This window comes from Pseudomonas putida (assembly GCF_050990305.1).
GTDB classification, from domain to species: Bacteria; Pseudomonadota; Gammaproteobacteria; order Pseudomonadales; family Pseudomonadaceae; genus Aquipseudomonas; species Aquipseudomonas putida_AH.
This window is the reverse complement of sequence record NZ_CP158817.1, coordinates 5,099,251-5,116,440: the sequence shown is the minus strand read 5'-3', so window position 1 is coordinate 5,116,440 and position 17,190 is coordinate 5,099,251. Positions and strand designations below refer to the sequence as shown.

The 17,190-nt window shown below is 55.1% G+C and carries 15 protein-coding genes, 2 tRNA genes and 2 rRNA genes; 14 read left to right on the top strand and 5 right to left on the bottom strand.

The annotated features are described in order from the left end of the window. Nucleotides 1–43 precede the first annotated feature (43 nt). From ABTV22_RS23120 to ABTV22_RS23085, 8 genes are all read left to right on the top strand, one after another. Nucleotides 44–120, top strand: a tRNA-Ile gene (locus tag ABTV22_RS23120). Nucleotides 121–150: 30 nt separating this feature from the next. Then, nucleotides 151–226, top strand: a tRNA-Ala gene (locus tag ABTV22_RS23115). 243 nt (nt 227–469) lie between these two features. Next, nucleotides 470–3,361: ribosomal RNA gene (locus ABTV22_RS23110) — 23S ribosomal RNA — on the top strand. Between the two features lie 153 nt (nt 3,362–3,514). Further along, nucleotides 3,515–3,630, top strand: a 5S ribosomal RNA gene (rrf, locus tag ABTV22_RS23105). A gap of 346 nt (nt 3,631–3,976) precedes the next feature. Further along, a complete protein-coding gene (locus ABTV22_RS23100; protein ID WP_433736756.1) occupies nt 3,977–5,581 on the top strand; it encodes a response regulator in 1,605 nt (534 codons plus the stop codon). Further along, nucleotides 5,578–6,270 carry a sensor histidine kinase gene (locus tag ABTV22_RS23095; RefSeq protein ID WP_433736755.1) on the top strand — a complete coding sequence of 231 codons (693 nt, stop codon included), beginning with the start codon at nt 5,578–5,580 and terminating at the stop codon, nt 6,268–6,270. The genes ABTV22_RS23100 and ABTV22_RS23095 overlap by 4 nt, the downstream gene beginning before the upstream one ends. Nucleotides 6,271–6,486: 216 nt before the next feature. Continuing rightward, complete coding sequence (locus ABTV22_RS23090) at nt 6,487–7,728, top strand: glutamine synthetase family protein (protein ID WP_433741486.1); 1,242 nt, start codon at nt 6,487–6,489, stop codon at nt 7,726–7,728. A 70-nt stretch (nt 7,729–7,798) separates the two neighbouring features. Then, on the top strand, nt 7,799–9,166 hold the full coding sequence (locus ABTV22_RS23085; RefSeq protein WP_433736754.1) for an MFS transporter: 1,368 nt from the start codon (nt 7,799–7,801) through the stop codon (nt 9,164–9,166). A gap of 64 nt (nt 9,167–9,230) precedes the next feature. Here ABTV22_RS23085 and ABTV22_RS23080 read toward each other — a convergent pair whose 3' ends face one another. The 4 genes from ABTV22_RS23080 to flgA form a co-directional block, all read right to left on the bottom strand. Continuing rightward, nucleotides 9,231–9,977, bottom strand: coding sequence for a flagellar brake protein (locus ABTV22_RS23080; protein WP_433736753.1), 747 nt, complete (start codon nt 9,975–9,977; stop codon nt 9,231–9,233). Nucleotides 9,978–10,069: 92 nt separating this feature from the next. After that, nucleotides 10,070–10,537, bottom strand: a complete 468-nt coding sequence (locus ABTV22_RS23075; RefSeq protein WP_433736752.1) for a flagella synthesis protein FlgN — start codon at nt 10,535–10,537, stop codon at nt 10,070–10,072. Nucleotides 10,538–10,585: 48 nt separating this feature from the next. Further along, complete coding sequence (gene flgM, locus ABTV22_RS23070) at nt 10,586–10,912, bottom strand: flagellar biosynthesis anti-sigma factor FlgM (protein WP_433741484.1); 327 nt, start codon at nt 10,910–10,912, stop codon at nt 10,586–10,588. 179 nt (nt 10,913–11,091) lie between these two features. Then, nucleotides 11,092–11,853 carry a flagellar basal body P-ring formation chaperone FlgA gene (gene flgA, locus ABTV22_RS23065; RefSeq protein ID WP_433736751.1) on the bottom strand — a complete coding sequence of 254 codons (762 nt, stop codon included), beginning with the start codon at nt 11,851–11,853 and terminating at the stop codon, nt 11,092–11,094. A gap of 83 nt (nt 11,854–11,936) precedes the next feature. On the opposite strand from flgA, the gene ABTV22_RS23060 reads away from it, so the two are divergent. Both ABTV22_RS23060 and cheR read left to right on the top strand, forming a co-directional pair. Further along, complete coding sequence (locus ABTV22_RS23060; protein WP_015096472.1) at nt 11,937–12,869, top strand: chemotaxis protein CheV; 933 nt, start codon at nt 11,937–11,939, stop codon at nt 12,867–12,869. A 46-nt stretch (nt 12,870–12,915) separates the two neighbouring features. After that, nucleotides 12,916–13,743, top strand: coding sequence for a protein-glutamate O-methyltransferase CheR (cheR, locus tag ABTV22_RS23055; RefSeq protein WP_433736750.1), 828 nt, complete (start codon nt 12,916–12,918; stop codon nt 13,741–13,743). Nucleotides 13,744–13,792: 49 nt separating this feature from the next. Here the strand turns inward: cheR and ABTV22_RS23050 are convergent, their stop codons facing one another. Next, nucleotides 13,793–14,032: a hypothetical protein gene (locus tag ABTV22_RS23050; RefSeq protein ID WP_433736749.1), complete on the bottom strand. Its 240-nt coding sequence runs from the start codon at nt 14,030–14,032 to the stop codon at nt 13,793–13,795. Between the two features lie 54 nt (nt 14,033–14,086). Between ABTV22_RS23050 and flgB the strand changes: the two genes are divergently transcribed. Genes flgB through flgE form a run of 4 tightly spaced genes read left to right on the top strand, consistent with a single transcriptional unit; the run spans nt 14,087 to nt 17,030 of the window. Continuing rightward, entirely contained in the window at nt 14,087–14,494 is a 408-nt protein-coding gene (gene flgB / locus ABTV22_RS23045) for a flagellar basal body rod protein FlgB (RefSeq protein ID WP_433736748.1), read from the top strand. Nucleotides 14,495–14,497: 3 nt separating this feature from the next. After that, on the top strand, nt 14,498–14,941 hold the full coding sequence (gene flgC, locus ABTV22_RS23040) for a flagellar basal body rod protein FlgC (RefSeq protein ID WP_007937507.1): 444 nt from the start codon (nt 14,498–14,500) through the stop codon (nt 14,939–14,941). A gap of 15 nt (nt 14,942–14,956) precedes the next feature. Beyond that, the gene (gene flgD / locus ABTV22_RS23035; RefSeq protein ID WP_433736747.1) at nt 14,957–15,679 is read left to right on the top strand and encodes a flagellar hook assembly protein FlgD; all 723 of its coding nucleotides are present in this window, start codon (nt 14,957–14,959) and stop codon (nt 15,677–15,679) included. A gap of 31 nt (nt 15,680–15,710) precedes the next feature. After that, the gene (flgE, locus tag ABTV22_RS23030) at nt 15,711–17,030 is read left to right on the top strand and encodes a flagellar hook protein FlgE (protein ID WP_433736746.1); all 1,320 of its coding nucleotides are present in this window, start codon (nt 15,711–15,713) and stop codon (nt 17,028–17,030) included. The last annotated feature ends 160 nt before the right edge of the window (nt 17,031–17,190 follow it).

Sequence of the window (17,190 nt, the reverse complement as noted above, 5' to 3'; positions counted from 1 at the left end):
TTGCTTGATTCATTGAAGAAGACGATAGAAGCAGCCCGAAATTGGGTCTGTAGCTCAGTTGGTTAGAGCGCACCCCTGATAAGGGTGAGGTCGGCAGTTCGAATCTGCCCAGACCCACCAATTTTGTGTGGGAAACGCCTGTAGAAATACGGGGCCATAGCTCAGCTGGGAGAGCGCCTGCCTTGCACGCAGGAGGTCAGCGGTTCGATCCCGCTTGGCTCCACCACTACTGCTTCTGAAGTAAGAGCTTAGAAATGAGCATTCCATCGAGTGATGGTGAATGTTGATTTCTAGTCTTTGACTAGATCGTTCTTTAAAAATTTGGGTATGTGATAGAAAGATAGACTGAACAGCACTTTCACTGGTGTATGTTCAGGCTAAGGTAAAATTTGTGAGTGACTCTTAAGAGTTTTGCGAATTTTCGGCGAATGTCGTCTTCATAGTATAACCAGATTGCTTGGGGTTATATGGTCAAGTGAAGAAGCGCATACGGTGGATGCCTTGGCAGTCAGAGGCGATGAAAGACGTGGTAGCCTGCGAAAAGCTTCGGGGAGTCGGCAAACAGACTTTGATCCGGAGATGTCTGAATGGGGGAACCCAGCCATCATAAGATGGTTATCTTGTACTGAATACATAGGTGCAAGAGGCGAACCAGGGGAACTGAAACATCTAAGTACCCTGAGGAAAAGAAATCAACCGAGATTCCCTTAGTAGTGGCGAGCGAACGGGGACTAGCCCTTAAGTGGCTTTGAGATTAGCGGAACGCTCTGGAAAGTGCGGCCATAGTGGGTGATAGCCCTGTACGCGAAAATCTCTTAGTCATGAAATCGAGTAGGACGGAGCACGAGAAACTTTGTCTGAATATGGGGGGACCATCCTCCAAGGCTAAATACTACTGACTGACCGATAGTGAACTAGTACCGTGAGGGAAAGGCGAAAAGAACCCCGGAGAGGGGAGTGAAATAGATCCTGAAACCGTATGCGTACAAGCAGTGGGAGCAGACTTTGTTCTGTGACTGCGTACCTTTTGTATAATGGGTCAGCGACTTATTTTCAGTGGCGAGCTTAACCGAATAGGGGAGGCGTAGCGAAAGCGAGTCTTAATAGGGCGTCTAGTCGCTGGGAATAGACCCGAAACCGGGCGATCTATCCATGGGCAGGTTGAAGGTTAGGTAACACTGACTGGAGGACCGAACCGACTACCGTTGAAAAGTTAGCGGATGACCTGTGGATCGGAGTGAAAGGCTAATCAAGCTCGGAGATAGCTGGTTCTCCTCGAAAGCTATTTAGGTAGCGCCTCATGTATCACTGTAGGGGGTAGAGCACTGTTTCGGCTAGGGGGTCATCCCGACTTACCAAACCGATGCAAACTCCGAATACCTACAAGTGCCGAGCATGGGAGACACACGGCGGGTGCTAACGTCCGTCGTGAAAAGGGAAACAACCCAGACCGTCAGCTAAGGTCCCAAAGTTATGGTTAAGTGGGAAACGATGTGGGAAGGCTTAGACAGCTAGGAGGTTGGCTTAGAAGCAGCCACCCTTTAAAGAAAGCGTAATAGCTCACTAGTCGAGTCGGCCTGCGCGGAAGATGTAACGGGGCTCAAACCATACACCGAAGCTACGGGTATCACTTAGGTGATGCGGTAGAGGAGCGTTCTGTAAGCCTGTGAAGGTGAGTTGAGAAGCTTGCTGGAGGTATCAGAAGTGCGAATGCTGACATGAGTAACGACAATGGGTGTGAAAAACACCCACGCCGAAAGACCAAGGTTTCCTGCGCAACGTTAATCGACGCAGGGTTAGTCGGTCCCTAAGGCGAGGCTGAAAAGCGTAGTCGATGGAAAACAGGTTAATATTCCTGTACTTCCGGTTATTGCGATGGAGGGACGGAGAAGGCTAGGCCAGCTTGGCGTTGGTTGTCCAAGTTTAAGGTGGTAGGCTGGAATCTTAGGTAAATCCGGGATTCTAAGGCCGAGAGCTGATGACGAGTTACCCTTTGGGTGACGAAGTGGTTGATGCCATGCTTCCAAGAAAAGCTTCTAAGCTTCAGATAACCGGGAACCGTACCCCAAACCGACACAGGTGGTTGGGTAGAGAATACCAAGGCGCTTGAGAGAACTCGGGTGAAGGAACTAGGCAAAATGGCACCGTAACTTCGGGAGAAGGTGCGCCGGTGAGGGTGAAGCACTTGCTGCGTAAGCTCACGCCGGTCGAAGATACCAGGCCGCTGCGACTGTTTATTAAAAACACAGCACTCTGCAAACACGAAAGTGGACGTATAGGGTGTGACGCCTGCCCGGTGCCGGAAGGTTAATTGATGGGGTTAGCTAACGCGAAGCTCTTGATCGAAGCCCCGGTAAACGGCGGCCGTAACTATAACGGTCCTAAGGTAGCGAAATTCCTTGTCGGGTAAGTTCCGACCTGCACGAATGGCGTAACGATGGCGGCGCTGTCTCCACCCGAGACTCAGTGAAATTGAAATCGCTGTGAAGATGCAGTGTATCCGCGGCTAGACGGAAAGACCCCGTGAACCTTTACTATAGCTTTGCACTGGACTTTGAATTTGCTTGTGTAGGATAGGTGGGAGGCTTTGAAGCGTGGACGCCAGTCTGCGTGGAGCCATCCTTGAAATACCACCCTGGCAACTTTGAGGTTCTAACTCAGGTCCGTTATCCGGATCGAGGACAGTGTATGGTGGGTAGTTTGACTGGGGCGGTCTCCTCCTAAAGAGTAACGGAGGAGTACGAAGGTGCGCTCAGACCGGTCGGAAATCGGTCGTAGAGTATAAAGGCAAAAGCGCGCTTGACTGCGAGACAGACACGTCGAGCAGGTACGAAAGTAGGTCTTAGTGATCCGGTGGTTCTGTATGGAAGGGCCATCGCTCAACGGATAAAAGGTACTCCGGGGATAACAGGCTGATACCGCCCAAGAGTTCATATCGACGGCGGTGTTTGGCACCTCGATGTCGGCTCATCACATCCTGGGGCTGAAGCCGGTCCCAAGGGTATGGCTGTTCGCCATTTAAAGTGGTACGCGAGCTGGGTTTAGAACGTCGTGAGACAGTTCGGTCCCTATCTGCCGTGGACGTTTGAGATTTGAGAGGGGCTGCTCCTAGTACGAGAGGACCGGAGTGGACGAACCTCTGGTGTTCCGGTTGTCACGCCAGTGGCATTGCCGGGTAGCTATGTTCGGAAAAGATAACCGCTGAAAGCATCTAAGCGGGAAACTTGCCTCAAGATGAGATCTCACTGGAACCTTGAGTTCCCTGAAGGGCCGTCGAAGACTACGACGTTGATAGGTTGGGTGTGTAAGCGCTGTGAGGCGTTGAGCTAACCAATACTAATTGCCCGTGAGGCTTGACCATATAACACCCAAGCAATTTGACTACTCGAAAGAGCATCAGATTGCGGTGTGTGAAGACGCAATGAACCGAAAGTTCGCGTAACTCGCAAATCACCGAAAGCTGTCACATACCCAATTCGCTGGAACGTCGCAAGACGGCCCGGCTCAAGAATTTCTTGACGACCATAGAGCATTGGAACCACCTGATCCCATCCCGAACTCAGAAGTGAAACGATGCATCGCCGATGGTAGTGTGGGGTTTCCCCATGTGAGAGTAGGTCATCGTCAAGATTAAATTCCGAAACCCCTATCTGCGTATGCAGGTAGGGGTTTTGTTTTGCCCGCAGGAAAGTGACGCGATTGGAACTTGCGCCACTTCCTAAACAGGCTGTATCACGAGACAACAGCGTGATTACACGCTTGTACCTTCAAGAGAACGCTACTACTGGCCGATAACCTTTCAGGTCAAAGCGATCTTCACTTCTCGCAGTTTTAAATCGTTATTGCAGTTCAAGAGAAATCGCTTGATAGCCTATGGCTACTGGCTATCATCTGCGCGCCGGAAGGGGCGATGAAGCTGATCTTGTTCATGTATTGGCCTTTCGGTTCTTCTTCTTAAATTGCCTGGAAATCTTCGATGCTGTCGTATCACCAAAAGAGTTTTCTGATCGTCGATGATTTTTCGGATTTCCGCAGTTCCGTCAGGTCCATGCTGCGGGAACTGGGTGTCAAGGATGTGGATACGGCCGACACCGGCGAGCAGGCGCTGAAAATGTGTTCGCAGAAGTCCTACGATTTCATCTTGCAGGATTTTCACTTGGGGGATGGCAAGAAGAACGGTCAGCAGGTGCTCGAAGACCTGATGATTGAGAAGTTGATCAGCCATGAAAGTGTGTTTGTCATGGTCACGGCAGAAACGAGTCAGGCCATGGTACTCAGTGCGTTGGAGCACGAGCCCGACGCTTATCTGACCAAGCCCTTCAACCGTTCCGGGCTGGCTCAGCGCCTTGAACGCCTGGAGCAGCGCAAGACCCTGCTCAAGCCAATTCTGCAGGCCCTGGATCGTGGAAAGCCGGTCGAAGTGCTCAACGCCTGTATTGCCCTGTGCAAGCAAGATATCCGTTACTCGCCCTTGTGCCTGCGTTACCGGGCCGATGCACTGCGCGACCTGAATCAGAATGAGGCGCTGGAGCGACTTTACGACAGCATCATTGCCGATCGACCTCTACCTTGGGCGTTTGCCGGACTAGGCAAGTTGCTGTTCAAGCGTGGTCAGGTTGCGCAAGCCAAAGGGGTCTATGAGAAGGCGCTAAAAGTCTTCCCGATGATGCCTGCACTCTACGACGGCATGGCGGATGTTTTAGTTGCCGAAGGCGATACCAAGGCAGCCCAGAAAGTATTGGAAGAGGCGATTCGCCTGTCACCATTGGCTGTGCGCCGTCAGGCACAGTTGGGCAAATTGGCGATGGCTAACGAAGATTTCGACACCGCCTCCAAAGCTTATCGCCAGGCTGTCAACCAGGGTGCTCAATCGCGCTTCAAGGACGCTGAAAGCAACCTTGGACTGGCCCATGCCTTGATCAGCAAGGGGAGCGAAAAAGGCTTGGATACCCGGACTCGACTTGAAATCAATACAACGCTCAGTGCCGTGGCCAAGGAAAATCCTACTGACCCCGGACTGCAAATCCGTGCACGGTTAATGAAGGCCACAAGCCTATTGCTTAACGATGCCGAGACAGCTGAAAAGCTGACCGAACAGGCATTGATGCGCCTCGATGGTATGGAGCAGTTCATGAGTGCCGAGGCGGCGTTGTTGGTTGCCAAGCAGTTGCAGATGTTGGGACAGGCAGAGGCTGGCACATCAATGCTTAAAAACTGTGCGGAAATTTACGGCGACGATCCGGCGGTCATGAAGGACATCGCGAAACTTACGGATGACCCGAGCATCCTCAACGCAAGCAATGCGGCAGCAGATCTCAATCGACAGGGCGTGCGCGTGTACAAGACCGGTCATCTGGTCGAAGCCCGTGACGTGTTCCGCAAAGCCCTGGCGCTGCAGCCGAAAAACATCAGTATCGCACTGAACATGGCACAGGCACTGCTGCATGGCACCGACACCAGTGTACCTTCGGCCGAACTCGAAGAATGTCGCGCTTGCCTGAAAATGGTCGGTTTGATGCCCGATACCGATGCGCGTTATCCGCGTTATCAAAAGCTCAAAAGCAAGGCGTTTGGCGAATGAACGACAATCAGCAGACCCTGGATTTCTCCACGGTGATCGCCTCCACTGTGCATGACATGAAAAACTCGTTAGCCATGCTGATGCAAGCCCACAGCCAATGGCTATCGAGCCTGCCTGACCCGGCACGGCATACCCCTGAGCAGGGGGTGATCGAGTTCGAGTTTGCTCATCTCAATGGCATGCTCGTGCAGTTGCTGGGGTTGTACAAGTTGGGTGTCAATCAGATGCCGTTGCAGCCGGCCTACCACGAACTGGATGACTTCATCGAAGCGCAGTTGGCCTGCCATCAGGATGTATTCGCCAGTCGTGGCATAGCGGCGACCTTTGAAGTCGACCCTATGAGCCCTCTGGGTTTCTTCGATCGAGAGTTGATCGCTTCCGTTTTGGCAAACAGTATCAACAATGCCATTCGTTATGCTCATCACGCCGTGTTGGTCAGTGCCAGTGACGAAGCCGGGCAACTGGTGTTGACCATCAATGACGATGGCGAAGGTTATCCCGCCCAAATGATCGAGCATCAATCGGATTACGTTCAGGGCATCAATCACAGCAGTGGTAGCACCGGACTGGGATTGTACTTTGCAGGACGGATTGCAGCATTGCATCAACGCAATGGCATCGGCGGGCGTACTGAAATCAGCAATGGCGGCCCGTTGGGCGGCGGTGTCTTCCGTCTCTATCTGCCTTGATTGTATTGCCTTGATTTGAAGCTTTTTGTTTGACGTTGCTTGATATCCCGAACACGTGGAGCCTATTTTGTACGGGTCGCCGTTCGCGGCTCGCACAATAACAAGGATTGCGTCATGACAAGCGATGGCCTGAGTTCATTCGCGGAGCGTTTGACGGGCATTGATGAGATTGAATGTGTTACGCCGGATTTGAATGGCGTGCCACGGGGTAAAGTGATGACCGCCGAGGGTTTCCTCGAGGGGCGACGTTTGCAGATGGCTCGAGGTGTGCTGCTGCAATGCATCATGGGCGGATATCCGCCAGCACGCTTTTACGGCAGCGATGACGGCGACCTTGCGCTAGTTCCTGATCCGGTGCAAATACATTCCTTGCCTTGGAGTAAGCAACCACGCGCCTTGGCCATTTGCGATGCGGATGAGCTGAGCGGCGCAAGCTCCAATCTGTCGACCCGTGGCCAACTCAAGGCGGTTATCAAACGCTACGAGACGCTTGGCCTGTCCCCGGTGGTAGCGACAGAGCTGGAGTTCTTTGTCTTCGCGCCCAACCCCGACCCGATGCAACCCTTCCAGCCTCCGGTTGGCCTGGACGGTCGACGCGAAGACGGCCATTGCGCGTTCAGTGTCAGTTCCAACAATGGCTTGCGGCCGTTTTTCAGTGAAGTCTACGAATGCATGGCGGCATTGGGTCTGCCTCGCGATACCTTCATGCATGAGATGGGTGTCAGTCAGTTTGAGATCAACCTGTTGCACGGTGATGCGTTGTTGCTCGCCGACCAGACATTCTTGTTCAAACATTTGCTGAAAGAAGTCGCGCTCAAACATCACCTTTCTGTGGTCTGCATGGCCAAGCCATTGGCACATACGCCAGGCAGTTCGATGCATATCCACCAGAGCATTGTTGAAACAGCAACGGGACGGAATGTGTTCAGTGATGAGGCGGGTCAGCCGACGGAGACTTTCCGCCATTTCATCGGTGGACAGCAGGCGTGCATGGCGGATTTCACCGCACTGTTTGCCCCTAACGTGAATTCGTATCAGCGCTTGTGCCATCCCTATGCATCACCGAATAATGCCTGCTGGTCCCATGACAATCGGGCGGCGGGTTTGCGCATTCCGGCCAGTGCGCCGGTTGCCCGTCGGGTTGAAAACCGTTTGCCGGGCGCCGATGCCAATCCGTATCTGGCCATTGCCGCCAGTTTGGCCGCAGGGTTGTATGGCATCGAGAACAACGTGGAGCCAAGCGAGCCGATTCAGGGTGAGTTTCAGGTCCCGGACTATCTTTCACTACCCTGTACCTTGCACGCTGCCCTTGAGCGTCTGAAACGTAGCCAACTGGCGAAGGAACTGTTCGGCAGCGAATTTATCGAAGGCTACATCGCTTCCAAGACCATGGAGCTGGCCAGTTTCCATGATGAAATTACTCCCTGGGAACGGCGTGTTCTAGCAACCCAGGCCTGACGCATCATCCATCTCGGGCTATCGTTTCGGTAGTTCGATTTCTCACCGCAAGGAGCCGCTCGGAACGCCGATGCGCCAAATCTGGAAACCTTTTCGAGCACTGTATTTCGCCTCGCTGATGATGCTGATCGGCTCCGGCTTGCTGAGTACTTACCTGGGCTTGCGCCTGGCGGCCGATCATGTCGACAGCCTGTGGGTCGGTGCGTTGATGGCTGCCAACTATTTCGGCCTGGTGCTGGGCGGCAAGATCGGTCATCGGTTGATTGCCCGTGTCGGGCACATTCGTGCCTACTCGGCCTGTGCCGGGATCGTCGGTGCGGCGGTGCTTGGGCACGGTCTGATTGACTGGCTACCAGCCTGGATATTCCTGCGGGTGATCGTCGGTCTGGGCATGATGTGCCAGTACATGGTCATCGAGAGCTGGCTTAACGAACAGGCTGAAGCTTCGCAGCGCGGTACCGTCTTTAGCGGTTACATGATCGCTTCGTATCTGGGGCTGGTGTTGGGGCAACTGATTCTGGTCATGCACCCGGGACTTGGCCTGGAGCTATTGATGCTGGTCGCCCTGTGCTTTGCATTGTGCCTGGTGCCTGTAGCGCTGACGCGGCGGATTCACCCGGCGCCGCTGCATCCGGCGCCTATGGAGCCACGTTTTTTCATCAAGCGCGTGCCGCAATCGCTGAGTACCGTGTTGGGGGCCGGTTTGATCATTGGCTCGTTCTACGGTCTGGCGCCGTTGTATGCCTCGCAGCAGGGGTTGTCCACGGAGCAGGTCGGTCTGTTCATGGGCAGCTGCATTTTCGCTGGGCTGGTAGTGCAGTGGCCGCTGGGCTGGTTGTCCGACCGTTATGATCGAGCCTTATTGATTCGCTGTTTTGCCTTGGTCTTGGCGCTTGCTGCGCTACCACTGGCGGTTCTGCAACAGGTGCCGTTAGAAGTGCTGTTTATCGCCGGCTTCGTCTGTTCGCTGGTGAAGTTCTGCTTGTACCCGTTGGCCGTCGCGTTCTCCAATGACCACGTCGAAGCCGATCGTCGAGTGTCTCTGACGGCCATGTTATTGGTGACCTATGGCGTAGGTGCCAGCATCGGGCCATTGGCGGCTGGGGTGCTGATGAAGTTGTTCGGCAGCCACATGCTGTATGCCTTCTTTAGCTTCTTCGCGTTGGTGCTGGTGTGGCGAATTCGCCCCAAAGCGGTGACCAATCTGCATCAGGTAGACGATGCGCCGCTGCATCACGTGGCCATGCCGGACAGTATGTCGAGCTCGCCGCTGGTCGCATGCCTTGATCCGCGAGTCGATGAGCAGGTGGTTCAGGATCAGATGCAGAATTCGGTGCCTCCTGAGCCTGAGACTGAGCCGGAGGAGCAATCCGATAAGCCCCCGGAGGATGATCCGGATTCAGGCAGGGAGCAAAGTTTCTCTGAAGCAAGGCCGTAGCGTACAGGCATAAAAAAACGGGCAGTCACCGCAAGGGACTGCCCGTTTTTGTTGGGGCGTTGTATCAGAAGTCGTCTTTGTCGAAGCGCCGTGCTTCGCGTTGCAACTGATAGACAAACCGCTCGACCTGCCGTTGCACCAGCCCGCTCATGTTATGGAAGCGAACACCGGCGAAGGTGGTGGAGATTTTTTCTTCGAAATGAAGGTAACGCAGCTCGACCGGCGCCATCATCTTGCCAAACGGCAGGGCGGCCATGAAGCGTTCATAGACCTGGCCCAACTGCAGGCTGCCTGTGATGTCGCCAGCGAAGCGCAATTTGCAGCCAGTGGCAGAGATGTCCAGCAATTTTCCGTCGATCGGTGTTTTTAGCTTGTCGCCAGCCAATTCGACATCGACCAGTTGCGCCAGCTTCAACGCTGCACGAAACGCATTGCGGCGTTGGTGGTAGACCACTTCATCGGGCAGGTTGCCACGGTAGCAACGACTTCCGCCGGATTCATCGATGGTCAGCGGGCCGTTGCTTTCCCAGGCAATGCGTACGCCTTCATGGAAGCCTTCGACCTTGAACGGTTCGCCAGCCAACAGGTAGCGTTCGCCGTCGCGGGGAATCATTTCGTCGAGGGCGATCATGTTGCTGTCACGGTCAATGTCTACCAGATAACTCTGGAAGCGCTGACTGCGCTCGTGGAACGTGATGATCAGCGGGTCATGGCTTTCTTGCAGTTGGCGAAGGTTGCCGGAGATTTCCAGAGGCGTGCTGAGCACCTTGGGTGGCTGCGGAGCATCGTCCGCATTTAAGGCATTGGACACGGTTAATCAATCTCCAGACAAATTTTGACTACGACTAGCCAGCATTTTGCCAGCATGTTACGTGTCTTGGTAGAGCGGGCTCATCAATGGGATCAAGCCTGACTGAGAGGGCGCGGTTTCACAAGCTTGGAAAATGTTCCGCTGGCGTCATAGAGCGCTGGAGGTTCACCGCCGGTAAGGATTTTCAGCTGAGTGGCCGTGGCGGCTTGCTGCACCCGTATCAACTGGCCATTGTTGGCATTGGCGGCCTGACATTGGGCCAGGAGGTCGGTCAGTACATCGCTTTGCGCCAGCAGCGATTCACCCACGCTCGATTGGCTGGCCAGTTGTTCCAGGCCACTGCGGTCGGTGGGCAGGTTGAGGCTGGCGAGGAGTTCGCTGCGCTTGCGGCCATGCTGTTCGAGCAAAACGATCAATGCCTGTTTTTGCGCCAGAATGTCTTCGAGCAGGTACATATCGCGACCATGCAAGGCGAGGGATTCGGTACGCAATAGCTCCAACAGTTGTTGCGTAGGAGCAAAATCGTCGGTGATCAGTTGCAGTAAATTAGTGTCGTGCATGGCTGGCCTTGGGTTTTAAGCGTCCAAAAGCCTGGCGCGGGCCGAGGCCTAGCGCTGGGCTTCGAAGTTGAGCAGTTTGCTGGCTACACGGTTGCTGTCGACTTTATAGCTGCCATCGGCAATCGCTGCTTTCAACTCGGCCACACGGGCTTTGTCGACGACAGGCTGATCGCGCAGCGTATCAGTGACCTTCTGCAACTGTTGAGCCTCATTGCTGAGATGTACCGATTCCCCGACTGTAGCGGTACCGACCTGTTCGGCCGGGGTATTCAGCGGCGCGGATTTGCCGGCATCGGCGGCTTCCTTGGCAACGCTGGTACGTGTACTACCTGTAAGTGACGAGGAGCTGTTCAAACGGCTGAAATCGATAACCATGATAAAAAAACCTCTGGGAATTTGGACGCTTGCCATGTTTTCGGCCATTCCCTAAAAAACTTTAGGCCCATTTATCGTTGAACTCGCGCGCGTCAGCGCTTGCCCGGCATGGGGCACAGTTTAGGGAACAGCCATGGTCGGCGCCACATTTCACGAACAGAGAATCTTGTATTACTCCCCTACATGGAAACTTCCACCTGCCCTGGCGCGGTGACTTGCGCCTTGATGACCCGTTGGGAGTTGAGGTTTTTGACTCGAATCTGTTCGCTCATGCCGCCATTGGACAGCGCCTCACCGGGCATGCGCACGCTGAGCGTGCCGCTACGGGCCGTAATGACCACTTGATCACCCTTGCGGATGACCTCCGCCTGCTCGAGGTGCACCAAGGTGATGACTTGATCGGCGACCATTGGTCGGGTAAGTCGTTGCCCGATGGCCTGATCCAGAGAGGTCAGATAGCCCTGGTTGATCGCGCTGATATCGCGTTCGCGCAGAATCACATCTTCAGGTTCGACAATTCCAGCACGCCGCAAGGGGCGTGAGGTGGTCACGACATCGCGAAACAGGCGCACTTGAGCGGGTACGAAGACGGTCCACGGAGAGCTGCCTTCACAGCGAACCTTGACCGTAACCCGCCCCAGCGGCTTGGCCGGACTCTCCAGCGAAGCTGTCAATTCCTTGTCGCACATCGGCATGCGCAGGCGGGGATCGAGCTGGTTGACCTGGATTTCGTAGCGACCTTGCGTTTGACTCGTCGCCAGATAGTCCTCTACGGTGAATTCAAGAAAGCCCTGAGTGACGCCGATAAGCATGTCAGGCAAGGTGACAGTATCGGCGAGGGCAGAGCCACCCGCATTGAAAAAGCAAGCGGCCGCCAGAACACCCAGCCATTTACGGCAAAGTGTGGTCGGGCGTCGAGAAAATGTCGGTTCTATGTTCATACGAAGATAAAAAGCAAGCGCCGTGCCGTTTAGAGATGAATGTGCGTCGCAACAACACTTAGCGTTGGTGTAGGAGTCTGGGCATGGCTGGTGTAATGGATTCGGTGAACCAGCGCACGCAACTGGTGGGGCAGAATCGCCTTGAGCTGTTGTTGTTCCGTCTCGACGGCCAACAGCTGTATGGGATCAACGTATTCAAGGTTCGAGAGGTGCTGCAATGCCCTCAACTGACGCTGATGCCCAAGTCCAGTCCCGTCGTGTGCGGCGTGGCGAACATCCGAGGGGCGACCATTCCGATCCTGGATTTGGCAATGGCAACCGGTTCGGGGGCTTTGAAGGACAAGAACAACCCGTTCGTGATCATCACGGAGTACAACACCAAGACCCAGGGATTCCTGGTGCGCTCGGTCGAACGCATTGTCAACATGAACTGGGAGGAGATTCATCCGCCACCCAAGGGCACCGGCCGCGATCACTACCTGACAGCCGTGACGCGGGTCGACAATCAGTTGGTCGAAATCATCGACGTCGAAAAGGTGCTGGCGGAAGTGGCGCCGACACCGGAAGCGATTTCCGTGGGCGTGGTGGACGTTGAAACCCAGCACAAGGCGCTGTCGCTTCGAGTGTTGACGGTCGATGACTCCTCGGTGGCGCGCAAGCAAGTCACGCGCTGCCTGCAAACGGTCGGCGTCGAAGTGGTGGCGTTGAACGACGGTCGGCAAGCGCTGGACTACCTGCGCAAACTGGTCGACGAGGGCAAGAAGCCGGAAGAAGAGTTCTTGATGATGATCTCCGACATCGAGATGCCGGAAATGGATGGGTACACTTTGACGGCCGAGATCCGCAACGACCCTCGCATGCAAAAGCTGCATATCATTCTGCATACTTCGTTGTCGGGCGTGTTCAATCAAGCGATGGTCAAGAAAGTCGGAGCCGACGACTTCCTGGCCAAATTCCGTCCCGATGACCTGGCGTCCCGGGTCGTCGACCGGATCAAAGCAGCAGACATCAGCTAGGGGCGTTCGGCTCCTGGTCAACAACGCGATTTAAGAGGCGGCAGCATTGTCTACGGGTAATTTGGATTTCGAACAGTTCCGGGTATTCCTGGAAAAAGCCTGTGGCATTTTGCTCGGTGAAAACAAGCAGTACCTGGTCTCCAGCCGTCTCAACAAACTGATGGAGCAGCAAGGTATCAAGTCCCTGGGTGAGTTGGTCCAGCGCATCCAGACCCAGCCGCGCAGCGGGTTGCGCGAGATGGTGGTAGATGCGATGACAACCAACGAAACCCTGTGGTTTCGTGACACCTATCCGTTTGAAGTCTTGAAGAACAAGGTGCTGCCAGATGCGATCAAGGCCAGTCCCGGCCAGCGTCTGCGGATCTGGTCGGCGGCGTGCTCGTCGGGTCAGGAACCTTATTCGCTGTCGATGTCTATCGACGAGTTCGAGCGAGCCAATGTCGGACAATTGAGGATGGGGGTGCAGATTGTGGCCACCGATTTGTCCGGCACCATGCTGAACAACTGCAAGACCGGCGAATACGACAGTCTGGCCATTGGTCGCGGTCTGTCACCTGAGCGCCTGCAGCGCTATTTCGATCCGAAAGGGCCGGGACGGTGGGCGATCAAGGCGCCGATCAAGAGCCGGGTGGAGTTCCGTTCCTTCAACCTGCTGGACAGCTATGCGAGCCTCGGCAAGTTCGACATCGTGTTCTGCCGTAACGTGCTGATCTACTTCTCTGCCGAAGTGAAGAAGGACATCCTGTTGCGCATCCATAGCACGTTGAAGCCGGGTGGTTATCTGTTCCTCGGTGCTTCCGAGGCGCTGAACGGATTGCCGGATCATTATCAGATGGTGCAGTGCAGCCCGGGGATTATTTACCAGGCCAAATGATTTGCTGTTGGCAATACAAAAAAAACGGGAGTCCTCAAGGACTCCTTTTTTATGCCTGGCACTTTTGCATCACGTAGGAGCTGCCGAAGGCTGCGATCTTTTGATTTTGTTTTTTGAGTAACAAGATCAAAAGATCGCAGCCTTCGGCAGCTCCTACCAGTACATGGGTGTCTTGGAGTGAAGCGGCAGAAAAGCGGCATCCGGCGGAAACAGGTTGCCGCTTTTCTGGCATTGCCGCATTGCCATCGTCTGCAAAGCCCCGGTTTACCGGGCTTTGTTGGTTTGGCATGGCGCTTGCTAAGTTCATCGTACGAAAAATCAGGTCACCCGAAGGTTTCCCGACATGAGCATCAGCTTCGATAACGCGCTCGGCATTCACGAAAAGGCGCTTAACTTCCGCGCCCAGCGTGCCGAAGTTCTGGCCAACAACATTGCCAACGCCGACACCCCGAACTACAAGGCACGGGATCTGGAGTTCTCCAAAGTATTGGAGGCACAGAACGATAAGGCCAAAAACGGCACGTTCGCCTTGAACATGACCAACAGCCGTCATATCGAAGCCGAAGGCCTGAGTAATGGCGACGAGTCGCTGATGTACCGCACGCCGATGCAACCTTCGATCGACCAGAACACCGTGGATGCTCAGCTTGAACAGTCGAACTACGCGGAAAACTCGGTCAACTTCCAGGCCAGCTTCACCCTGCTCAACAGCAAATTCAAAGGGCTGGTATCAGCCCTTCGCGGAGAGTAAGTCATGTCTCTATCCAGTGTTTTCAACATTGCCGGTAGCGGCATGAGTGCCCAGACCACGCGTTTGAACACCGTCGCTTCCAACATCGCCAACGCCGAGACGGTCTCATCAAGCATCGACCAGACCTACCGTGCGCGTCACCCAGTGTTCGCCACCATGTTCCAGGGTGGCCAGAGCGGCGGCAGCGATTCGCTGTTCCAGAACCAGGACGCCGCCGGTCAAGGTGTGCAGGTGCTGGGCGTGGTCGAAGACCAAAGCAACCTTGAGGCACGCTACGAACCGAACCATCCGGCTGCCGATGCCAAGGGCTACGTCTACTACCCGAACGTCAATGTGGTGGAAGAAATGGCCGACATGATTTCCGCGAGCCGTTCGTTCCAGACCAACGCTGAAATGATGAACACCGCCAAAACCATGATGCAGAAAGTCCTGACCCTCGGTCAGTGATAAGGGGCGACTCAGATGAGTGTTTCCGATACCACCAGTGGCTTGAGCCTCAACGACATTCTGGCCAACTCCTCGATCAAGACGACCAAGGATACTGACAGCCTGGCGTCGGCCGCGAGCAGTGCCACCGGTAACAAGGCCTTGGGCAAGGATGCGTTCCTGCAATTGCTGGTGACGCAACTGAAAAACCAGAACCCGCTGGAGCCTCAGGGTAACGGCGAGTTCGTGGCGCAATTGGCGCAGTTCAGTAGCCTGGAAGGCATCACCACGCTCAACGATACCGTGAGTGGTATTGCCGGTAGCTTCGGGTCATCCCAGGCACTGCAAGCCTCGTCGCTGGTGGGCCGCTCGGTTATCGCGCCGGGTGACAAGGCCGTGGTCGACACCACCAAAGGCATGACCGGGGAGGTTGTACTGCCGCAATCGGTGGCTGATGCCACGTTGAAGATTACAAACAAGGACGGCACTGTCGTTCGTACCATCGACCTGACCGATCAGAAAGCAGGCAACGCCAGCTTCACTTGGGATGGCAAGGACGACGCCGGCAACGTGGTGCCAACTGGTACCTACACCTTCGCTGCGAACACCACCATCGATGGCCAGGGCGTGGCGTTGGTGACTAACCTGCCTGCCACCGTCAACAGCGTGACCATCAGCCAGACCGGCGGTGAGTTGATGCTCAATCTGGCCGGGCTGGGCAGTGTCGCCCTGTCCAAAGTGAAAACCATTGGTATATAGAGCCGGCTAACGCGGCATAAAGGAGTGGAATATGTCTTTCAATATCGGCCTTAGCGGTCTCTATGCAGCCAACAAGCAACTGGACGTAACCGGCAACAACATCGCCAACGTGGCAACCGTCGGTTTCAAATCGTCCCGTGCGGAATTCGAAGATGTGTACTCGGCGTCCAAGCTGGGTACGGGCAGCAAGACTATTGGTAACGGCGTCCGCCTGGCCAACGTTTCCCAGCAGTTCACCCAGGGCGACATCAGCAACACCGGCAACGTACTGGACATGGGGATCAACGGCTCCGGCTTCTTCGTGTTGAACAACAACGGTTCGCTGTCCTATACCCGTGCCGGTACGTTCAAGGTCGACAAGGATGGCTACGTCACCAATACCGACGGTACCTCGCGCCTGCAAGGTTATGGCGTGGATGCCAATGGCAAGATCGTCAATGGCGTGCTGACCGACCTGCGCATCGACACCTCCAATCTGGCACCGAAATCCACCACTTCGGTTTCGTCGACGATCAACCTGAACTCTACGTCTGACGTCATCGATGTGGCGGCTAACCCATTCGATCCGAGCAAGACAGCATCCTTCACCAAGCAATTCAGTACCCCGATTTTCGATACTCAGGGCAACCAGCACACCATGGACCAATACATGGTCAAGACGGGGGCTAACACCTGGGACACCTACACTCTGATCGATGGTCGCAACCCGGATGGCAGCGATCCTACTGCTGCGGCAACCCCGCCAGTCGCCTCGACCATGTCCTTCGATACCAGCGGCAAGCTGGTTTCGGTCAGCACGCCGAACCCGCCGGGCGCCCCAATCGTCAGCCCTGATTTGAAAATCACTAACTGGACTCCGGGTACAGTGACCAACGGTGTATGGGCAGCCAACGGCGCCTCCGCCGACCCGGCGGGCGTGACCATTGCCATGGCCAACACCACGCAATTCAACGCTGACACCGCGCGTTCGATCCCTTCGCAGAACGGCTACGCCACCGGCCAGATCACCAACCTGACCATCGATGGTAGCGGTGTGTTCCTGGCCAACTTCAGTAACAATCAGACCAAGCCAATCGGTCAGTTGGCATTGGCCAGCTTCACCAATGAGCAAGGTCTGCAGCCAGTAGGCGGCACCAGCTGGAAAGAAACCTACGCCTCGGGTATTCCAGGCTACGACGCAGCGGAAACCGGGACGCTGGGCTCGATCGCTTCCAACTCCCTGGAAGAGTCCAACGTCAACGTGACCAACGAACTGGTCGACCTGATCAAGGCGCAGAGCAACTACCAGGCAAACGCCAAGACCATCTCCACTCAAAGCACCATCATGCAGACCATCATTCAGATGACCTGATGCGGGCTGGCTGAAAGCGCTATCCAAGAGGCCCCTCGAAAGAGGGGCTTTTTTGTGGCTGTCAGATTAAAAGATCGCAGCCTCGTTGCACTCGACAGCTCCTACATTGAAATGCGATCACTGTAGGAGCTGTCGAGTGCAACGAGGCTGCGATCTTTTG

Excerpts from the sequence above, each read along its gene's own strand:
- flgM (WP_433741484.1), bottom strand. The coding sequence starts at position 10,912 with ATGGTTATCGATTTCAGCCGTTTGAACAGCTCCTCGTCACTTACAGGT.
- flgE (WP_433736746.1), top strand. The coding sequence starts at position 15,711 with ATGTCTTTCAATATCGGCCTTAGCGGTCTCTATGCAGCCAACAAGCAA.
- flgB (WP_433736748.1), top strand. The coding sequence starts at position 14,087 with ATGAGCATCAGCTTCGATAACGCGCTCGGCATTCACGAAAAGGCGCTT.
- ABTV22_RS23095 (WP_433736755.1), top strand. The coding sequence starts at position 5,578 with ATGAACGACAATCAGCAGACCCTGGATTTCTCCACGGTGATCGCCTCC.
- ABTV22_RS23100 (WP_433736756.1), top strand. The coding sequence starts at position 3,977 with ATGCTGTCGTATCACCAAAAGAGTTTTCTGATCGTCGATGATTTTTCG.
- ABTV22_RS23060 (WP_015096472.1), top strand. The coding sequence starts at position 11,937 with ATGGCTGGTGTAATGGATTCGGTGAACCAGCGCACGCAACTGGTGGGG.
- ABTV22_RS23075 (WP_433736752.1), bottom strand. The coding sequence starts at position 10,537 with ATGCACGACACTAATTTACTGCAACTGATCACCGACGATTTTGCTCCT.
- flgA (WP_433736751.1), bottom strand. The coding sequence starts at position 11,853 with ATGAACATAGAACCGACATTTTCTCGACGCCCGACCACACTTTGCCGT.
- flgC (WP_007937507.1), top strand. The coding sequence starts at position 14,498 with ATGTCTCTATCCAGTGTTTTCAACATTGCCGGTAGCGGCATGAGTGCC.
- ABTV22_RS23085 (WP_433736754.1), top strand. The coding sequence starts at position 7,799 with ATGCGCCAAATCTGGAAACCTTTTCGAGCACTGTATTTCGCCTCGCTG.
- flgD (WP_433736747.1), top strand. The coding sequence starts at position 14,957 with ATGAGTGTTTCCGATACCACCAGTGGCTTGAGCCTCAACGACATTCTG.
- ABTV22_RS23050 (WP_433736749.1), bottom strand. The coding sequence starts at position 14,032 with ATGCCAAACCAACAAAGCCCGGTAAACCGGGGCTTTGCAGACGATGGC.
- ABTV22_RS23090 (WP_433741486.1), top strand. The coding sequence starts at position 6,487 with ATGACCGCCGAGGGTTTCCTCGAGGGGCGACGTTTGCAGATGGCTCGA.